The 14,608-nt window shown below is 50.7% G+C and carries 12 protein-coding genes; all 12 read right to left on the reverse strand.

Features of this window, described 5'->3' with window-relative positions:
• Positions 1–5 precede the first annotated feature (5 nt).
• Positions 6–839 (reverse strand): carbohydrate ABC transporter permease, encoded by an 834-nt coding sequence (locus I2H39_RS17885; RefSeq protein WP_138309526.1) that lies wholly within the window; start codon positions 837–839, stop codon positions 6–8.
• Positions 836–1,735, reverse strand: a complete 900-nt coding sequence (locus tag I2H39_RS17890) for a sugar ABC transporter permease (RefSeq protein WP_138309527.1) — start codon at positions 1,733–1,735, stop codon at positions 836–838. The genes I2H39_RS17885 and I2H39_RS17890 overlap by 4 nt, the downstream gene beginning before the upstream one ends.
• Before the next feature lie 141 nt (positions 1,736–1,876).
• A complete protein-coding gene (locus I2H39_RS17895) occupies positions 1,877–3,226 on the reverse strand; it encodes an ABC transporter substrate-binding protein (protein ID WP_227146479.1) in 1,350 nt (449 codons plus the stop codon).
• A gap of 271 nt (positions 3,227–3,497) precedes the next feature.
• Positions 3,498–4,253, reverse strand: coding sequence for a M23 family metallopeptidase (locus I2H39_RS17900; RefSeq protein WP_138309529.1), 756 nt, complete (start codon positions 4,251–4,253; stop codon positions 3,498–3,500).
• Positions 4,254–4,293: 40 nt separating this feature from the next.
• The gene (locus tag I2H39_RS17905) at positions 4,294–5,247 is read right to left on the reverse strand and encodes a SpoIID/LytB domain-containing protein (protein WP_195627193.1); all 954 of its coding nucleotides are present in this window, start codon (positions 5,245–5,247) and stop codon (positions 4,294–4,296) included.
• A gap of 164 nt (positions 5,248–5,411) precedes the next feature.
• Entirely contained in the window at positions 5,412–6,452 is a 1,041-nt protein-coding gene (locus I2H39_RS17910) for a M42 family metallopeptidase (RefSeq protein ID WP_195627194.1), read from the reverse strand.
• Positions 6,453–6,677: 225 nt separating this feature from the next.
• On the reverse strand, positions 6,678–8,171 hold the full coding sequence (locus I2H39_RS17915) for a carboxypeptidase M32 (protein ID WP_195627195.1): 1,494 nt from the start codon (positions 8,169–8,171) through the stop codon (positions 6,678–6,680).
• A 380-nt stretch (positions 8,172–8,551) separates the two neighbouring features.
• Positions 8,552–9,877 carry an MFS transporter gene (locus I2H39_RS17920; protein ID WP_195627196.1) on the reverse strand — a complete coding sequence of 442 codons (1,326 nt, stop codon included), beginning with the start codon at positions 9,875–9,877 and terminating at the stop codon, positions 8,552–8,554.
• 49 nt (positions 9,878–9,926) lie between these two features.
• Entirely contained in the window at positions 9,927–10,832 is a 906-nt protein-coding gene (locus tag I2H39_RS17925) for a phosphate acyltransferase (protein ID WP_138309535.1), read from the reverse strand.
• Positions 10,833–10,863: 31 nt separating this feature from the next.
• Positions 10,864–12,342 carry a Na+/H+ antiporter NhaC gene (gene nhaC, locus I2H39_RS17930; protein ID WP_240305295.1) on the reverse strand — a complete coding sequence of 493 codons (1,479 nt, stop codon included), beginning with the start codon at positions 12,340–12,342 and terminating at the stop codon, positions 10,864–10,866.
• Positions 12,339–13,400 (reverse strand): butyrate kinase, encoded by a 1,062-nt coding sequence (gene buk / locus I2H39_RS17935; protein WP_138309537.1) that lies wholly within the window; start codon positions 13,398–13,400, stop codon positions 12,339–12,341. Before buk ends, nhaC begins: the two co-directional genes overlap by 4 nt.
• Positions 13,401–13,641: 241 nt before the next feature.
• Positions 13,642–14,406: an IclR family transcriptional regulator gene (locus tag I2H39_RS17940; protein WP_195627197.1), complete on the reverse strand. Its 765-nt coding sequence runs from the start codon at positions 14,404–14,406 to the stop codon at positions 13,642–13,644.
• Between the last annotated feature and the right edge of the window lie 202 nt (positions 14,407–14,608).

Raw genomic sequence — 14,608 nt, forward strand, 5'->3', positions numbered from 1 at the left:
TCCTCCTATCCCTTCACTGCCCCGGCAGCAATGGACTTTACGAAATTTTTCTGCATGCACAGATACACCACCACAATCACAAGGGCGCTGATGGACAGGGCCGCAAACACAGGCGTATAGCCTACGGTCTCCGTCTTTTTATTAAACAGGGCCACGCCCACGGAAAGGGTGTATTTGCTCTCGTCCGTGATGGAGGTCAGGGCCCACAAATACTCATTCCACACCTGCATGGCTGACAGGATGGCCATGGTGGCCAGGATGGGCTTTGCCAGGGGCAGCATGATTTTCCTGAATACCTGCATGTTGCTGCATCCGTCCAGCTTTCCCGCCTCCATCAGCTCATCGGGCAAATCCTCAAAATAGTTCCGGCAGATAATCAGACCCATAGGGGCAAATCCCTGGAAATACGGAAATACCAGGGCCGGAAGGGTATTGACCAGATGCATCCGGTTCACCATGGTAAACATGGGCAGCAGGATGATGGCCGTGGGTATCAGCAGGTTGAAGATAATCATATAATAAAAGAAGGTCTTACCCGGAAATGCAAGCTTTGCAAAAGCATATCCGGCGCAGGTGACGAACACCAGGTTTACGGCAGTGGTAACCAGGGTAACCACCACGCTGTTCATGAAATACCTGGACATGCCTGCATCGTTCCAGGCCGTTGCGTAGTTCTGGAAATTAAGCCTGGCCGGCAGGGTCCAGATGCTTTCCAAAAACTCTGTCTCTGTTTTCAGGGACTGGATGACCACCCACAAAAGGGGATACACGGATATAAAAAATGCCAGCAGCATAAAGAGAAACAAAAACCATTTACATACATTTTTCTTATTCATCATGAAGCCCTCCCTGCCCTTTTCTTCTGGACAATGGTCTTAACTGCCATAATCGCCACCATGATAAGCATCAGTATGACGGATGCGGCCGTGCCTGCGCCGAAGTCCCGGTTGGTAAATGCCTTTGTGTAAATGTAGGATGTCATCACGTCGGAAGCGCCTCCCGGCCCGCCCTGGGTCATGACCCATATCAGGTCAAAGAGCCTGAGTCCGTTGGTCACGGTCAGCATGGCCAGCACTGCAAAGGTAGGCTTTAAGTAAGGAATGATGATGTAAAACAGCTTCTGCCAGAAATTGGCGCCGTCAATCTGGGCCGCCTCCAGGAAATCCTCCGGCATCTTGGTGATATTGGCGTACATAATCAGCATATTAAAGGGCTGTGAACGCCATATCCAGGTAATTGCAATGGCCCAGAGGGCTGTCTCCGGACGGCTGAGCCATGCCTTTGCATACTTCCCCAGTCCCGCCATCTTAAGGAACTGGTCCACTGGCCCGATGGTGGGGTCATAGATAATTCTCCATATGCAGCCCACCACCACCATGGATATCAGGTAGGGTATGAACAAACCCGCATTGAAAATTTTCTTGCCCGGCACGCCCACATACAGTACATAGGCAAACACGAACCCAATGGGAATGGCCAGGAAGCTGACCAGAATAAGGTAAAATGTATTCCACAGGGAGCGCACGAACTTGGGGTCCGCCAGAACCTTGGCATAATTTTTAAAACCCACAAAATGTTCCAGGGCTCCAAGTCCGTTGTATTTATAGAAGCTGGTCTGCAATGCATTGACAAACGGTATGTAAAGGAAAATGACCATGACAATGATGGTGGGGGCAATCAGCGCCAGCGCTGTCATCATTTCCTTCCTTTCTTTTAATGTTTGGGATGATTTCATTTTTATCTCCTCTCGGCGGGCCATAACATCGGCTGTTCTGTCAGATGCGGCGCAGGAACCTGTGCCTGTTCCTGCGCCGTTTTTCTTACTGCTTTATTTCTGAAACATGTCTGATGATGCTGCCTGTCACGACGCCCGGCATCAGTTCAGGTTGGACAGATAGGTCTCCTCATAGAGCTGGTTCAGCTGGTCCGTCACATAATCTATGTCGTAGGTGCCTAACAGGTAATTGGGCTCCAGGTCTGTCAGGAATGTGTTCTGGATTTCCGTTGTTATGTTCACCGGCACATAGATATCAGGAATAAAGCCATTTTTACCTGCGTCAATGTATCCCTGCATGGCCTCGTTGTCGCTGGTCAGCTCAAAGTTGGTAAGTCCGGGGTTGATGAATTTCGCATAATCCTCTGAAAATGCAGTCTTGGACGTCATGAACTTCACGAACTCAATGGCTTCCTCCTGGTGTTTGGAGGAATTGGTCACTGCCCAGATACTGCTGGAACCGCCCAGGCATCTGGCAGGCTTTCCCTCCACTCCCGGCAGGGCATAGGAAGCCAGCTCCACTCCCTCCGGCACGTTCTCAGTCAGATAGGAAAGATAGTTTGGCTGAAGCATGACCTGAACCAGCTCCTTCTGTACAAAGAGCTGCTGCATGGTCTCCCGGTTGCCCGTAAGGCCGGATTCCGGGAACCACCCCTGGTCCCACATATATTTAAATTTTTCAAGGCCCTTCCTGACGCTCTCAGATGAGAAGGTCATGGAACCGTCCTCAAAGGCATTGGGATTGGCATCCAGCTCCTCACGGCAGTACTGGTCCCAGAAGATTCGCGGCCACCAGTCCATGTTCTGCTGCTGCATGGATACGGGAATCTTTCCGGCTGCTTTTATGGCCTCGCAGTTTTTCTCAAATTCCTCCCATGTAGCGGGAACACTCAGTCCCAGTTCCTTATATACGTTCTTGTCATAGATAACAGCCACAGTGGTCATGGTAAATGGCACACCGTACAGCTTGTCCGCGTAGTCGGAGCCGATTGCCTTAAGGGTGGCCTTGCAGTTGCTCAGCAGGGTCGGATTGATTGTCTCTCCCCAGTTTGCGTCCTTCTCATAATTCTGTCCGTTTTCCACTGCACTGGTCAGGTCCACCAGCAGGCCGCTCTGCACCTGGTCCCCAATGAACTGGGAGTTGGTCATGACCACGTCCGGCAGCTCATTTGCCACATTCAGCGCTGTAAATTTAGAATAGTAGGAATCGGAGGGCACATATTCATATTCAATGTTGACGTCCGGGTTAAGCTCTTCATATACGGAAATCATTTCTTCCACCATTCCTCCGTAATTATCCAGCACCTTTATGGTAACCTTTTGGCTGCTGTCCCCTGATGCAGCCGTATTTCCCTCACCGGACGCTCCTGTATTTGAAGAGCCGCAGCCTGTCATGGCTGACGCGGACATGGCCGCACAGGTTAAAAGCGCAATCAATCTCTTATTCATCATAATCCTCCTATACACTCTGTTTTTGCATGTTCATTTTGTACAACCCAATCATACATTATACAGCTGTTTTTAGTCAATTTGCAATCAATGCAGGAGGAATACTTTCATGTTTTTCCGGGGTGTACTTTCATTCCGGCATGGTATTTTCATGTTGTCAGGCAGTTTTTTCCCTGTTTTATGTAAAAAAAGAAGGGCAGAAAACATGGCTCTGCTTTCTGCTCTTCCGGAATCTCTTCCTGATATTTACGTTTTGACCATACTTTTATGAACCCTATTCCATATAATCCAGAGGGTCCACCGTCTTATCCTGGTGCTTCAGCTCAAAGAATACATTGACGCCTTCCACGGAATAATACTTGGTAGGCTCGGACACGTAGCCCAGGGTCTGTCCCTTTTTAAGGTACTCGCCCTCTGCCGCGCAGACTTCCTTCAGCTGGCCGCAGGTTGCTGTGTACTCGTTGCCCAGGTCCATGACAACATAATTTCCGATTTCCTCATTGGAACCCACTTCCAGGATTCTGGCATTGGCCGGGGCTTCCACCGGTGTGCTGACATCGGACTGAATCACAAGGCCGGGATTGCATTTGTACTGGTCCAGGGTGGGGAAATAAATGGTCTGGTCCATGCTGTAGTCCAGAAGTACATTTCCCTTTACAGGCCACACCATCTTACTGGTATCTGTAAAATTGAGTACCAGTGCATCAGCTGCATCCCTGCCTGCGCCTGCTTCCGCCGCCAGGTCATTTCCCTGGTTGGCATTCTGGGCAACCGCTGCCTGGGTGGGAGCCGGTTCACTCTTCTGTGTCTCTTTTGCCGCATCAGAGGCACCTGCCACCTGGGGCATTTCCGGTGCTGTCTCCTGGGCAATCATTTCTGGCTGGGGCACTTCAAGGTATGGATTTGTCTCATTACCTTTTCCTCTTTGTACGGTAATCACTCCTGCTGCGGCTACTATAGTCAGCAGGCCTAACACTAGCATGACAAGAAACAGCTTATCCTTGAACATCTGGTTTACTTTCTCTTTCACGTTTATCACCTCGGTACTATTCTTACCAAACCAAGGCTACTTATTCAGAAATGAAAGCAATATTTTTATAAAAATATCCAAGGATATCTTCGGCCTTCCATCCCTCCTTTGCTTTCTCATTGGCAGTGGCCTGACTCAGCCCGTAGCCGTGCCCGATGCCCTTCACCACCGCCCTGATGCCGTCCTCATACGGCTCCAGCACAAAACAGGAGGAAGCCAGGCCCAGAGCGTACTGCACCTCCTCGCCTGTGTATCCTGCATTGCCAATCTGGACGTCATCCACATACCCGGCTTCATCCCTGGACACAATCTGTATGGTGTCCGGCACCTGGGAGGCTTCAATGGTCCTGGAGCCGGATTCCCCGGCCGGAATGCTGTTGATGGCCGCCGTAAACGAATCTCTGGAAAAGGAGAGCATCTGCATGTATCCCTCTGCCTCCACATCCCCGGGGCAGTCCACAGTCTGAAGATACGGATGGGTAAAATCCCCCTGTCTGGTCATTCCGGCCGTGGCCCTGCAGTACATGGGGTCAATGCATTTACCCTCGTAGGTCATGACAATGCCGGACGTGGCCTTAACCGCATCCTCCAGTTTTTTGTAGTAACCCGGAAACCGGCTGGACCCCCACAGCTTTTTCAGCTGGTCCGCCTCCAGATAATCCATGTCCAGGGCGGATTCTGCTATCTCTTCCCCGTCCCCCAAGCCTTCCATCTGCCTGCATATGTATGTCCTGGCAATGATGGCCTGTGCCTTCAGTGCTTCCGGCTCGTACTCCACCGGCATCTGCCTGGCAATGACTCCCGGCAGGTATTCCTCCATATCCATATAATAGGAGCCGTTGGTCCGGTCCAAAAGAATCCTGCGCCTGCCGGACACCTCCTTCTGCTGCTCATAGCGCAGCTCCTCTCCCCGGATTGTGCCTGTCCATGCAAGGGTTCCTACATAAGGCACCATAAGCCCGGTGAGGGCCGCCCATATGATGCGTTTATTCACAAAATCCAATCCCTCCTTCCCGTATCAGGGTAATCCCCTTACAACTAATATATGAATCCGGGGACAGCCCTATGTTTCAGGGATTTTGCCGCACAAAAAATATCGCCGCACCGTTCTAATGCCGGCGGGCGATATTTAGGTTATTATATGATATTTTCCCAGACTTACCCGATATATGCCTGAATCAGTCTGAAGGTATTCTCTGCGCCTTCCTTATGGCTTCTCTCATAGCCATGGGATGCGTAAACTCCGGGACCAATGAGGGCGTGGCGTACATCGTAACCTGCTTTCAGGGTAGTCTCTACGTCGGAGCCGTAATGGGGGTATACGTCCACGGCATAGCTGATTCCATGCTCCTTTGCCAGTTCCACAAGGCGGCATACAATGTCATAATTGTAAGGTCCTCCGCTGTCCTTTGCACAGATGGACACCTGGCGCTCCGTGCACTGAAGACCCTCTCCCACGCAGCCCATGTCCACGGACCATGCTTCGGTTACACCGTCCGGAACTGAGGAGGAACCGCCGTGGCCCACCTCTTCATAGATGGTAAAGTGGGCATAGACCCGGCGTTCAGGGGTCACTGCCTCATCCCTAAGATATTTTGCATATCCCATTAAAATGGCGGCGGACAGCTTGTCATCCAGGAAGCGGCTCTTGATGTAACCGGATGGGGTAATCCTGGTCCGGGGCTCAAAACACACATAATCTCCCGGCATGATGCCCAGCTTAACAGCGTCCTCCCTGCACTTCACATCCTCATCAATCAGCACCTCCACCGTATCCCAGGTGCGCTCTGTCTTCTCATAGCTGCCGTTTACATGTACGGAGGCGTCCGCCAGCTGACAGGTTCCCTCATAGATTCCGTCCGCTTTGGTGACAATCCGCACATTCTCAGTCTCGGCATTAGCCGGTTTCATGCCTCCTATATTAGTCAGCTTCAGCCTTCCGTTGTCCTTAATCTGGGTAACCATGCCGCCCAGGGTGTCGCAGTGGGCCTCCAGCAGAATTCCGTCCGCCTTGTTCTTCCCGCCGAAATCAGCAATCACGCCTCCCTTTTCAGTACGGTGAGCCGGTACCCCCAATGCCTCCAGTTCCTTTAACAGGTACCCGGTCACTTTCCTGCCATAGCCGGAAGGGCTGTCAATGGCCAGTAGCTTCTGGGTCTGTTCCATTATGTAGTCCACATATTTTCTGCAGTCAGACATATCCGTTCTCCTTTGTTGTTGGTATTACTTACTCAGAGTCATTCTACCAGAAAAACTGCGGTATTACAAGCAGGCTGTCCGGTTCCAGCGTCTATGATTTGGTCATCCGCTTCTGCCTTCAAAAGGGAATCCATGAAATCGGCCTTATCAATGAGGCGCTGGAATGTTTTTGACTGGCCTATATGGTGTAACCGGGCAGTTTATCTGCTGCAGGCTGTATGCATTCTACAGCCCGTATATACCGGAGTATTTTTCTTTCAGATACCTGACATAGTACTCCGGATTGAAATCTTCCCCGGTCACGTCCTTCAGTATCCGGCGGCTGTCCTTCAATTTTCCGTACTGATGGATGTGTTCTCTCAGATAATCACGAATTACATCCACCTTTCCTTCCTTCAGCAGGCCGTCAAAATCCATGATTTCCTTCATATGATAGTACAGCTGGGCGCCGAAAGCGCTTCCCAATGCATAGGACGGAAAATATCCAAAGGACCCCTGGGACCAGTGGATGTCCTGAAGCACTCCCTCTGCCGGATTCTCCGGGCGTACCCCCAGATATTCCTCGTATTTATCAGCCCATATCTCAGGCAGTTTTTCCACGTCCAAATCTTCCTCTATCAGCATTTTTTCAATTTCATACCGAATCAGTACATGAAGGCTGTAGCTCAGTTCATCTGCTTCCGTGCGGATTAATCCGGGCGTGACTTTGTTGACTGCCTCCACAAACTGGTCCAGGTCCGCCTTCCCCAGCTGTTCCGGGAACATCTCCTGCACCCTGGCGTACACAGGCTCCCAGAAGGAACGGCTGCGCCCAATGATGTTCTCAAAAAAACGTGACTGGGATTCGTGCATGCCCATGCTGGCTCCCTGTCCAACGGGCGTCAGTGTCAGGTCGTCACGGATACCCAGCTCATAGATGGCATGGCCTGCCTCATGGATAACGGAAAACAGGGAGCTGTCCACGCTGTCAGTGTAATGGGTGGTAATGCGCACATCCTTATTGTGCAGATTGGTTGTAAATGGATGGGCGCTGACTGCCATGACGCCCCGGTCAAAGTCAAATCCCACATATTCCGCCAGAAACCGCCCCAGCTCCTCCTGCTTCTCCTCCGGGTAGCTGCCTGTCAGGAAGGAATCATCTATTTTCTTTCCCTCCTCCATCACCTTTTTGAGAAACGGCACCAGTTCCTTTTTCAGGATGCTGAAAAACCGGTCCAGATTCTCCATGGAAAATCCATTTTCATAGTCATCCAGCATCACATCATACAGCTTCCTGCCATCCTTTGCCCTGTAGCCTGCGAACTTCTTCTGAAACTCAATTACCTTTTTAAGGGTAGGGGCAAATGCTTCAAAATCCCGGTCCTTTTTTGCCTTGGCCCAAACACTGGTTGCCCTGGCTGTGAGGCGGGCAAATTCCTGGTATTCCTCCTGAGGTATGGGACATATCTGTTCCCGCTCCTTTAGCAGTTCCCTGACATTGGCAGCCTCCGCCTCTGTCAGCTCCTTGTCCCCGCTGCATTTATCCAGCAGCTCTTTCATCCCGCTGCAGGTCACTGCCTGAAAATACTCTCCTGACAGCACTCCAATCACCTTGGATGTCAGCTCTCCTGCCTCCTTAGGCGCCAGCGTCTCGTTGTCCCACTCGAACAATGTCATGGCTGTCTTGATGGCCATGGCTTTATCCATGTATGTTCGTAGCTGGTCATATGCTTTGCTCATTGTCTTTTCCTCTCTTTCCATAGTTTATGTTCTGTTATGTTTTGTCTGTTCTTTGAAGCTTTTCCTATTTTATCCTTCCGTCATGCTGATTCATGTCTCTTAAAAGGACAATCCATCTAATTGAGTTTCCCCTGACCGTATGCTTCTTATACAAAGGCACGGACCCAATTATAACGCTACCATATCCTGCCATTTGATGCAATTCTTATTTTTTCTTTGGGCCTTCATTCTATGTCCGGAAAAAGGCCGGGTCCTGCGGTCCCTATGTGAAGTGCGGACCCTTGTCCCTCAGGGAGGCTCATGACACAAAAACAGAAGGCGCTGTAAACCAGCTTCGCGACCGCTGTCTTACAACGCCTTCCCGGCTTTTGGGATATTAATCAGCCCTGGCTTTGGCCCTCCACCGGAACCCGTCCTGTGGCAACATATTTTTTCTTATAAACCACGGTTGCCACGCCGTTGATAACCCCTACTGCCATAATCACAATGATATAGATAAATATTCTGGTATATCCTGCATTTCCGCAGGTATCCAGCCAATGGCCATACATGGCCGCCTGAAACAAATCAGGGCAGAATCCGATGGCGCATACAACGCCTGCCGTGGAGGCTGCATAACGCCGGGGGATTTTTACTTCAGAGGGCACTGCAAACATGGCGCCTCTGGCAATATGTACCATGAATCCAATCACCAGCGTCATAACAGTAAGGAGCACTGAGGGAACTCCTGCAGGCATGAACATGAAAATCAGGGTGATGACTGCACCGCAGGACAGCACAGTGGCTATGACGGATGACACGGAATGAATCCGGTCCCCCATGTACCCGCCCAAAGGAGCCCCAACAATACGGATTCCGTAGGTCCTGATGATGGCAATGGCGCCTGACCCCACCACAGTGGCTCCCAATACATTGGTAAAATATGGGGTAAAGTAGGACAGGGTCTGGTATGTGGAATAGGTTGCAAATACTGCAATGCCCGCAAACCAGGTGCGCGGGTCTTTAAATACTCCCATCCATTCCTTCAGGGATAGCTTTGATTCCGCCATGCCGTCACCAAGGTCCCTGCCGGCTGCGCCATCCCCGGCGGTTCCCGCTTTCTCAGGGTCAGGCAGCAGGAACACCAGGGCAATGGTAGCTATGAGTCCCACCGCGCCATAGCTTATAATGACTGCCTTCAGTCCTGCCACACCGCCCATGGCTCCAACAGCCACCCTGGCGTAAAGTCCCAGTGCAATGAAGTTGATGATTACGCTTGCCAGACCGCAGGCCGACTCCGTAAAGCCGAATATGGTACCCTGGCTTTCCTCATCTCCCACCAGACGCACCAGCTTCGTATGAGCCGGAAAATAGAGAATCAGACCTGCAACAGCCAGCCCGGCCCAGATAAAGATGGCAAACCCATAGCTCATGTTCATGGCCAGCAGGAAATTCAGGGCGCACGTAATAAACATGCCCAAAAGATAGACCTTTTTCGTGTTAAACTTATCGCTCAGCGCTCCTCCAAAAGGCGCCAGCAGGTTACCTATGCCGAATATGGCAATCAGAAGACCAAGCTGCGTATTACTGGCATGGAGCGCGCCTGCCAGGTCATCGTAAAATACATACTGTACAAAAGGCGTTGCATATACAACCGCAAATGCAAGACCCATGAAAAACACAATCAAAAGCTGCCTGCCGGTGATTGAGACCTTTGAATTAGACATAAAACCCTCCTCTACGCTGCCCATGCAGCGGTTCATAATTCATTTCCTGTTATCTTCCTGATTGGGCTGCCAGGCAGGCCAATGCAATGGAGTTCAGTTTGATTTCCGCTGTATCTGAACGTGACCCCAGTATTACCGGATTGGAAGCTCCCAGCACGATTCCGGCCCATGGGCTGCGGCAGAGATGTATCCATGACTTCCCCATGATGTTGCCGGCTTCTATATTGGGAAACACCACCAAATCCACGTCCCCTGTAATTTTGCTGTCAATCTTTTTATGGGCCGCTGCTTTAGGGTCAAATGCCACATCAAATGCAATAGGACCTTCTATGATACACGGAAGAAAGCCTTCCTCATTCATGGCTGCCTCCACTAACCCTGCCGCGTCCGTGGTGGATACCACCTTTGAATCCACCATCTCATTGGCTGTGAGAACCGCCACCTTAGGGTTGTGGATTCCCATGTTGTCCACTGCATACAGCAGGTTCTTAAGGATATCCTTCTTCTGTTCCAGGCCGGGAGCCACATTGATTCCGCTGTCAGAACAAAACAGCAGCTTATGGTAATTAGGCGCCTCATAGACAGCCATCATGGACAGAAGGCGTCCGGTACGCAGCCCCCACTCTCTGTTCAGGATTCCCCTCATGTAGATGCTGGTATTCACAAGCCCCTTCATCAGTACCTGAGCCTTTCCATCATGTACTTCCCTGACAGCCTTTTCCACTGCCTCCTCCTCTGTATCCGCCTGCAATATTTCCAGGGGACACAGTCCGATATGACCGCATATCTCTGCAATCTTTTCTTTATTTCCCGTAAGAACAGGGCGGATGAAGCCATGGTCTGCCGCAGCCTTTACCGATAAAAGCAGTTCCTGGTCAGCCGCCTGGGCCACGCTTACCACCAATGGTTTCCCGGACCGGACCCTTTCCTGTAATTCCTTAAAATTCTTTATCATGATTTGATTCTCCTCATATCTTCCATAACATCTAACTTAATTTATGGCTGTGGGCCAATCTGTGGCAGATTCCTTTTTTATTCTCCTCACCTTCCCGCAACACATAGACACCGAACATGGCCAGTACAATGGACAAAATCGGATTTACATAATTTAATACAGCGTATTTCCAATACTGGGACACGCCTACTCCAAGTGTGGACAGAATAAACACGCCGCTGGTTGACCAGGGAATAAACACCTGTGTCAGTGTGCCGCCCTCTTCCAGGAGGCGGGAAAGCATTTCCGGACGAAGCCCCCTCTCCTTAAAGGCTTCCTTGTAGAGGCTTCCGTTCACCACGATGGACAGGAATACCTCCCCCATGGTCAACGTACCGAAGGTGGTGCTGGCAATGACCACCGGTACCATCATACGGTCGCTCTTAACCTTCTTTATGATGACCTTTACAATCTGTGGCAGGTATCCCACATGCTCCATGACGCCTCCGAACGCAATGGCAATGCAGGACAAGGAAAATGTATACATCATGCTCTGTATCCCGCCTCTTAGCAGCAGCTTATCCACCAGCTCCACCCCGGTTGGTTCCACATAACCGTAGTTTAATCCTTCCATTACCTCCCTGAGAGGATATCCCTGGTAAAATACCGCCACCATAACTGCCAGCACCGTACCGATGGCCATACTGGGAACAGCCGGAAATTTCATCAGGTTAAGCACCAGAAGGACCGCCATGGGTACCAGTACCAGAGGGCTGATGCGGAACCTCCCTCCGATGGCGTCCAGGAACAGGTTCACGGTATCCATGCTGAAATTTGCACCGTGGTAGGAAAGTCCCAGGATGGTAAATATCACTAACGTAATGATATAGGAAGGAAATGTGGTCTTCCACATGGCGCCTATATGGGCATACAGAGTTGTTCCTGCTGCAGCCGGAGCCAGATTGGTACTGTCTGAAATAGAGGACATCTTATCGCCGAAAAATGCCCCGGAAATCACCATTCCAGCTGTCAGCGGGGCCGGAATCCCCATTCCTGCCCCAATTCCCATCATAGCCAGCCCCATGGTGCCCACCGTCCCCCATGATGTACCGATGGAAATTGAAGTAAGGCTGCAAAGGAGCAGGCCGATAGGCAGAAAATAATTGGGAATGATATACTGCAGTCCGTAATAAATCAGCGCCGGCACTGTCCCGGAAAATATCAGCGAGCTGATAATAATACCGATAAACAAGAATATAATCATGGCCGCCAGGGCCTGGCCCAGGGACTTTTTCATGCAGTCCACCAAATCAGGGAAACTGTATCCCAAAGCCGCTGACGCCATGCACACCACGGCCAGGGCGCACAGCAGCACTATATGTATGTCATAGTCCAGTATGACCACGCCTGCCAGCAATACTGCAATAGCAGCCCCAAACACCATGAAGGACATGCCTGCTCCGGGCAGTTTCTTTTCTTTCTGCTCCTTAATCAATGAATACACCCTCTTCCTCTCATATGGCCAGCTCATTCATATTCCCTGGGCGCCTCTTCTCCCCTGAGCACCCTTAAGGCCCCAAGAGCAAGGGCTGTCATCTCAAATTCCCCTGCCACCACTTCCACCGGGGCCAGGAAGCCTGTCATGCGGCTGATTTCATCCACCACATACTGCGAATGGGCAATCCCGCCGGTAAGTACAATGCAGTCCACCTTTCCCTCAAACACAGCGGCATAGGAACAAATTTCCTTTGCAACCATGTACACAAATGCCTCATAGACCAATTTCGCCTTCCCATCTCCCTGCCTCATCCGCTGTTCCACTTCCCCGGCATCCTTGGTGCCCAGGTAGTCATACATGCCTCCGGTACTGCTGATTTTAGCCACCATCTCTTCATAGGTATATTTTCCTGAATAACACAGCTCCACCAGCGGATATGTGGGAAGTCCGCCGCTGCGTTCCGGTGAAAAAGGACCATTGGTTCTGCCTCCGCTTCCGTCTATCATCCGTCCATTTTTATGGGCCGCAATGGAATTGCCGGAACCCAGATGCGCTATAATCAGACTGCATTCCTCGTATTGTTTTCCGATACGCTCTGCCGCCCATCTGGCTACCGCCTTATGGTTCAGCGCATGGAACCAGCTGGGACGCTCCAATTCAGCGATGCCGGAAATCCTGGCCTTAGGCATCAGTTCATCCACGGACACCGGGTCCACTACAAAGGACGGAACACCAACCTCATCCCCAATGCTCTTGGCCAGGGCCGACCCCAGATTGGAAGGATGCTCACCGTGGACTGCACGTCTCAGGTCCTCCAGCATCCGCTCATTGACCCTATAGGTTCCGCCGGGTATGGGATTCATAAGACCTCCCCTTCCTGCCACCCCTGACAGCTGGCGGATATCAATGCCTTCCTCCTCAAGGGCTTCCAGTATCAGTTTCTTTCTATAGCCGAACTGGTCAAATACATGCTTAAAGGCGCTTAACTCTTCCTGGGTATGGGTGATGTTCCGTTTCAGTATCTGCTCCTCATCCTCGAATACAGCAATTTTCGTGGATGTCCCTCCAGGATTGATGATTAATAGTTTCATAAAAAATATCCCCTCTTTCCGTCTGGTGGTTTATTTGTTGTTCTATTGTACGGAACACCGTTCTGTAAAAGAGGTAAAAAAGAAAGGAAACATATCTTGTTCCTTTCCCTTTCCTGTATTTAATCACATACAGCAATGGTTATAGTCAGCATAATAGCATAGCTTTAATCTGTTGTCAAATATTTTTTGTGCATTTTAACTTTTTCCTTTTGCCCCTCCCGGACAGTCCCTGTAGATATTCCTAAAAATTTCCGGAAATATCCCGGGCAGCATTGCATACAGCCTCTATCCTGTCTTCTATGTCAGAGGAATTCATGCGGCTGGTAGGCCCGGATAGGCTGATGGCTGCAATGGCCTTTTTGCTCCTGTCAAGTATGGGGGCGCCAATGCAGGTCAGTCCCAATTCCTGTTCCTCATGGTCCATGGCATATCCCCTGCGCCGGACCTTATCAATCTCCTCCCTCAGCTCCTCCAGAGAAGTTATGGTATTCACCGTATAACGGGTCAGTTCCCGCCCCTCATAAGGGGTTAGGTCAATATGGTCGCCAAAGGCCAAAAGGCATTTACCCACTGCAGAGCAATGGCACTCGCTGAGGGACCCCACCGGCGGATTAACCGTCAGCAGCTGCTGGTCGCTCATCTCCTTCAATATGATAACGCTGTGATACACATCACCTGGATTATGCTCCAGGATGGATACATTCACCACCTCATGGAATCTCTGGTGCAGTCTGTGGGCATAGGGCCGGATGACCTCCTGAATACCCATCTTATTTTCCACGCTCTTTCCCAATACAAACAGCTGGCTGCCCAGCCAGTATTTCTCTGTCTCAGGATTCCTGCTGACAAACCCCCTTGACTCCAGCGTGGATAATGTACGGTGCACCGTGCTTTTATATACTCCCATATCAGAAGCAATCTGGGTAATACCCACTTCCTTCCCCTGTCTGTTCAGATAAATCAATAATTCCAATGCCCGGTCCAACGCCTGAATCGTATCAGCCATTTCTCGTCCCCTCCTGTATCACAGCCACAAACCTGTGAGTATTGCTGTTCTTCTGTATAGTAGTAATTAAATACCATTTTTTTCAGAGTGTCAAGGATAAACACGTTGTCCGCAACAGCCCGCGGCCCGGCCGCGGCATGACTTCCCAACAACCGGCCCCTACCGGTTGTGCATTATTAACATATTTTCAATTTTAATTTTG

Origin of the sequence: Clostridium sp. 1001283B150225_161107_B6 (genome assembly GCF_015556325.1) — a bacterium.
Classification (GTDB): Bacteria; Bacillota; Clostridia; order Lachnospirales; family Lachnospiraceae; genus Enterocloster.

What these genes read in the sequence shown, in the direction of transcription:
- nhaC (WP_240305295.1), bottom strand. Translation starts at nt 12,342, where the DNA reads ATGAGCTGGCCATATGAGAGGAAGAGGGTGTATTCATTGATTAAGGAG.
- I2H39_RS17915 (WP_195627195.1), bottom strand. Translation starts at nt 8,171, where the DNA reads ATGAGCAAAGCATATGACCAGCTACGAACATACATGGATAAAGCCATG.
- I2H39_RS17910 (WP_195627194.1), bottom strand. Translation starts at nt 6,452, where the DNA reads ATGTCTGACTGCAGAAAATATGTGGACTACATAATGGAACAGACCCAG.
- buk (WP_138309537.1), bottom strand. Translation starts at nt 13,400, where the DNA reads ATGAAACTATTAATCATCAATCCTGGAGGGACATCCACGAAAATTGCT.
- I2H39_RS17940 (WP_195627197.1), bottom strand. Translation starts at nt 14,406, where the DNA reads ATGGCTGATACGATTCAGGCGTTGGACCGGGCATTGGAATTATTGATT.
- I2H39_RS17890 (WP_138309527.1), bottom strand. Translation starts at nt 1,735, where the DNA reads ATGAAATCATCCCAAACATTAAAAGAAAGGAAGGAAATGATGACAGCG.
- I2H39_RS17925 (WP_138309535.1), bottom strand. Translation starts at nt 10,832, where the DNA reads ATGATAAAGAATTTTAAGGAATTACAGGAAAGGGTCCGGTCCGGGAAA.
- I2H39_RS17895 (WP_227146479.1), bottom strand. Translation starts at nt 3,226, where the DNA reads ATGATGAATAAGAGATTGATTGCGCTTTTAACCTGTGCGGCCATGTCC.
- I2H39_RS17885 (WP_138309526.1), bottom strand. Translation starts at nt 839, where the DNA reads ATGATGAATAAGAAAAATGTATGTAAATGGTTTTTGTTTCTCTTTATG.
- I2H39_RS17920 (WP_195627196.1), bottom strand. Translation starts at nt 9,877, where the DNA reads ATGTCTAATTCAAAGGTCTCAATCACCGGCAGGCAGCTTTTGATTGTG.